Here is a 4,491-nt window from a genome sequence, read left to right as displayed (position 1 = left end):
CCTCGCGGCCGCCGCGGCGCTGCTGGCCAGCGCGGCCGTGCTGCTGCGGCCGCGCGCACGCCCCCTTCCCGTCCACTCCTGAAGCGAGCATCCATGCGACTTCCACCCCTGCCCGACCATGCCATGACCCCGGCCCAGCGCGCCGCCGCCGATGAACTGATCGCCGGGCCGCGCAAGGCCGTGAAGGGGCCCTTCATCGCGCTGCTGCGCAGCCCCGAGCTGCTTGCCCACGTGCAGAAGCTGGGCGCCTTCCTGCGCTTCGGCACCTCGCTGCCGGCGCGCGTCAGCGAGTTCGCGACGCTGCTGGTGGCCCGCCACTGGCGGCAGCAGTTCGAATGGAAGGTGCACGTCGCGCTCGCGCTGCAGGCCGGCACGGCGCAGGCCACGATCGACGCGCTGCGCGACGGCCGGCGCCCCGACACGATGGATGCCGACGAGACGCTGGTGCACGACTTCTGCACCGAGCTGCTGGCACAGCACGGCGTCAGCGAAGCGACCTGGGCGCGCAGCGTGGCGCGCTTCGGCGAGGCCGGTGCCGTCGAGCTGACCGGCCTGGTCGGCTACTTCGCGATGGTCTCGATGGTGCTGAACGTGGCGCACATCCCGGCCGAGCCGGGGGGCGACATCGCGGCACTGCCGGTGCTGCCGCCCTGAACCGGCTCAGCACAGCGGCGGCCGCTCGAACATCGCGAGCCAGGGCGACGGCAGCCCGCTGTCGAGGTGGCTCGGCAAGCCGTCGAACTCGCGCTGGAACAGCGCCACCACCCAATCGCTGAAGGCCCGCAGCTTGGCCATCGGGTGGGGCCGGCGCGCCTCCAGCAGCGTGAGCGGCAGGCCGCCGGCACTCCAGTCGGCCAGCACCTGCACCAGCCGGCCGTGCGCGAGGTGGTCGATGACGGCGCGGGTGCACGGCAGCTGCACCAGGCCCAGCCCGGCGACGCCGGCGGCGATGTAGGTGTCGGCATCGTTGCAGGCCACGCGGTGCGCGCCGTGCAGCTGCTGGTGCTCGCCGCCGCGGTGGAAGTCGAACGGGAACAGGTGGCCGTCGCGCGGCGAGTAGAAGTTGACGAAGCGGTGCTGCGCGAGATCGTCGAGCGCATGCGGCGTGCCGTGGACATCGAGGTAGGCCGGCGCGGCACAGGTGACGACCGGCAGGCGGCCGAGCGGGCGCACCACCAGCCGCTCGTCGTGCACCTCGCCGCCGCGCACCACGAAGTCGTAGCCCTCGGCCAGCAGGTCGACCGGGCGATCGGAGCTGCCGAGCTCGACGACCACCTCGGGATAGCGGCGGAAGAAATCCGGCAGCGCCGGCGCGACGACCTGGCGCCCGAACGCCGCCGGCACGTCGACGCGCAGCCGGCCGCACGGCGCGCCGGCCGGGTCGTGCAGCGCGTCCTCGAGCTCGCGCATCTGCCCGAGCAGCGCGAGGGCGCGCTGGTGGACCAGCGCGCCTTCGTCGGTCAGGCTGAGGCGCCGCGTCGTGCGGTGGAGCAGGCGCACGCCGAGGTGCGCCTCCAGCGCCTGGATCACGACGCTCACGCGCGCCTTCGGCATCCGCAGCGCGAGGCCGGCACGCGAGAAGCTGCCCAGCTCCACCACGCGGGTGAAGACCTCCATGCCGTGGAATCGATCGATCAAGGGAAAGAAGAAATGGTGCGCACGATCGCGCGACTCTAGAGGCTGCGACACCGGCAACCCCCGCTACCATCACGCGAACAGATGGCCCGGCAGCACGACAGATGGCGCGCATGCCGGCCACACCAGCACCGGGAGGATTCGACAGATGACCGCCAGCATTCGCCGCGCCACCGCCGTGGCGCTCTTCGCCATGGGCCTGGCCGCCCCAGGCGCCGCCGGTGCGGCCTGCCGCTTCACGAAGGTCGGCACGCTGGCCGTCGACGTGTCGGCGTCAGGACTGCAGATGGAGGGCTCGCTCAACGGTCAGCCGATGCAGGTGTCCGTCGACATCGGCAGCTCGGCCACGCACGTCAACCGCGCGACCGCGGAACGCGCGAAGCTGGCGCTGCAGCACACGCAGTTCGTGCTGTACGGGACATCGGGCGAGACCCGCGCCTACCGCGCGCTCGCCGACGACATCAGCTTCGGCCCGCTGCGCTGGCAGCGCGCCGGCATCGGCGTGGCCTGGGACGATGCGGGCGCGGTCGACCAGCCAGCGGTGCTGGCCGCCGATTACCTGCTGCAGACCGACCTGGAGATGGTGCTGGCGGAGCGGCAGCTGCGCTTCTTCCGCCCCGACGGTTGCGGCGATGCCTTCCTGGCCTACTGGGACGCACAGGCCGTCGAGCTGTCGATGGGCGAGCGCAGCCCGCAGGACCGCCGTGTCGTGATCGAGGTGCTGCTCAACGGCAAGCCGGTGCGCGCCAGGTTCTCGTCGTCGGCGCCGATCAGCGTGATCGACCAGGCCGCCGCGCTGCGGGCCGGGCTGGTCGTGCCGGAAGGCGCCGGACGGAGCTGGCCGGGCCGCTTCGACAGCATCGACATCGGCGGCGAATCGATCCGCAACACGCAGGTGCTGGTCAGCGACCGCTGGGCGCGCTACCGCAGCAAGCACTCCAGCTGGGACGATGCCGAACGCGTCGCCGGGCAGCCCGAGATGATCCTCGGGCTGGATTTCCTGAAGGCGCACCGCGTGCTGTTCGCGCCCAGCCAGGGCCGCGTCTACCTGAACCACCTCGGCGGGCCGGTGTTCTCGGTCATCGAGCCGCCCTGACCTCCCGGCTGCCGCAATGCCGCAGCACCACCCGCACCAGCTCGTCCGCATCGATCGGCTTGGTCACGCGGTCGACCATGCCGGAGGCGATGCAGTGCGCGTGCTCCTCGGGCAGCGCATGCGCCGTCTGGCCGATGATCGGCAGCTGCGGGTACAGCGCATGGATGCGCCGCGCGGTCTCGTAGCCGTCGATGCCGGGCATCATCACGTCGAGCAGCACCACGTCGTAGCGCACGCCCGGCGTCGAGACCCGCGCCACCGCCAGGTGCCCGTCGCCGACGATGTCGGCCTGCGCGCCCTCGCTCTCGAGCAGGCTCTGGATCACGATCTGGTTGACGATGTTGTCCTCGGCCACCAGCACCTGCAGGCCGGCCAGCCGCTCGCGCACCGGCTCGCCCACCTCGCCCCGCTCGGCCACCGCCTCGCGCCCGGCCGTCGGCGGGCCGGCCGGCATCGCGCCCGCCAGCGGCAGGCGCACGCAGAACACCGAGCCCTCGCCCGAGCGGCTCGACACCCGGATCGATCCCTTCATCAGCTCGACCAGCCGCTTGCTGATCGCGAGACCCAGCCCGGTGCCGCCGTAGCGCCGCGTCGTCGACGGATCCGCCTGCTCGAACGACACGAACAACCGCCCCACCTGCTCGGCCGACATGCCGACGCCGCTGTCGCTGACCTCGACCAGCAGCTCGCCATGGTCCACCTGCAGGCTCAGCGACACCTCGCCCGCATCGGTGAACTTCACCGCGTTCGACAGCAGGTTCAGCAGCACCTGCCCGAGCCGCAGGCCGTCGACCCGCATTTGCGCGGGCACGCGGTCGTCGACCAGCAGGTGCAGCCCGACGCCCTTGTCGGCGGCCGCCTGGCGCACCAGGTCGAGCGCGCGCTGCGCGATCGGCCGCAGCGGCGTCAGCGATTCGTCGAGCAGCAGCTTGCCGGCCTCGATCTTCGACATGTCGAGCACGTCGTTCAGGATGCCTTGCAGCAGCTTGCCGGATTCGAGGATGCGCCCGAAGCGGCTGCGCACCTCGGGCGATGAGGTGAGGTCGCGGTACCCGATCTGCGCGAAGCCGAGCACGCCGTTCAGCGGCGTGCGGATCTCGTGGCTCATGTTCGCGAGGAACATCGACTTGGAGCGGCTGGCCGCTTCGGCCCGCTCGCGCGCCGCCTCGAGTTCGCGGAGCACCGCCGCCCGGTGCCGCGCGGCCCGGTACTGCGTGCCCAGCAGCGCGGCGATGCCCGCCACCAGGCACAGCCAGAAGACCACGGCGATGGTCAGCTCGCGCTGCCACGGGGCCATCAGCTCGCCCTGCTCGAGCCCGATCAGCACGTAGGCCGGGTAGCGCCCGAGCTGCCGGTACATCACGGTGCGCATCTGCCCGTCGATCGTGCTGCGGGTCTCGAAGCCACCCACCGCCTGCGCGCTCGCCACGGCCTGCTGCGTCTCCGGCGAGGCCAGGCGCACCGGCTTCTCGTCGGCCACGAGCGGCACCTCCGGCAGGCGCAGCAGCACCTCGCGGTCGGTGTTGAAGACGGTGATCACGCCGCGCTCGCCGACCCGCAGCGAGCGCATGATGCCGCCCAGCTCATCGAGGTCCATGTTGAGGTAGACGACGCCGGCCAGCGCGCCGCTGCTGTCGCGCAGCTGCCGTGCGATCGGCAGCACCCAGCGCGACGTGATGCGCGACTTGAGCGGCAGCCCGAGCACCAGGCCCGGCGCATTGACGGCCTGCTTGAAGAAGTGCCGCTGCGCGACGCTGAGC

At 72.1% G+C, this 4,491-nt stretch carries 4 protein-coding genes; 2 read left to right on the top strand and 2 right to left on the bottom strand.

The window, feature by feature from the left end; translation table 11 throughout:
* The first annotated feature begins 93 nt into the window (after positions 1–93).
* On the top strand, positions 94–654 hold the full coding sequence (locus AC1D01_RS22235; RefSeq protein WP_477870134.1) for a carboxymuconolactone decarboxylase family protein: 561 nt from the start codon (positions 94–96) through the stop codon (positions 652–654).
* Positions 655–660: 6 nt separating this feature from the next.
* Here the strand turns inward: AC1D01_RS22235 and AC1D01_RS22230 are convergent, their stop codons facing one another.
* Positions 661–1,617 carry a LysR family transcriptional regulator gene (locus AC1D01_RS22230; RefSeq protein WP_477870132.1) on the bottom strand — a complete coding sequence of 319 codons (957 nt, stop codon included), beginning with the start codon at positions 1,615–1,617 and terminating at the stop codon, positions 661–663.
* A 166-nt stretch (positions 1,618–1,783) separates the two neighbouring features.
* On the opposite strand from AC1D01_RS22230, the gene AC1D01_RS22225 reads away from it, so the two are divergent.
* Complete coding sequence (locus AC1D01_RS22225; protein ID WP_477870130.1) at positions 1,784–2,731, top strand: aspartyl protease family protein; 948 nt, start codon at positions 1,784–1,786, stop codon at positions 2,729–2,731.
* On the opposite strand, the gene AC1D01_RS22220 is transcribed toward AC1D01_RS22225, so the two are convergent.
* A partial coding sequence (locus AC1D01_RS22220; RefSeq protein ID WP_477870128.1) for a hybrid sensor histidine kinase/response regulator occupies positions 2,715–4,491 on the bottom strand: 1,777 nt, incomplete at its 5' end. The two genes, AC1D01_RS22225 and AC1D01_RS22220, sit on opposite strands and share 17 nt — an antisense overlap.

It is taken from the genome of Rhizobacter sp. P3_B12, from assembly GCF_056402895.1.
The sequence above is the reverse complement of the archived record's forward strand: the minus strand, read 5'-3'. Positions and strand labels throughout refer to the sequence as shown.

What these genes read in the sequence shown, in the direction of transcription:
- AC1D01_RS22235 (WP_477870134.1), top strand. Translation starts at nt 94, where the DNA reads ATGCGACTTCCACCCCTGCCCGACCATGCCATGACCCCGGCCCAGCGC.
- AC1D01_RS22230 (WP_477870132.1), bottom strand. Translation starts at nt 1,617, where the DNA reads ATGGAGGTCTTCACCCGCGTGGTGGAGCTGGGCAGCTTCTCGCGTGCC.
- AC1D01_RS22225 (WP_477870130.1), top strand. Translation starts at nt 1,784, where the DNA reads ATGACCGCCAGCATTCGCCGCGCCACCGCCGTGGCGCTCTTCGCCATG.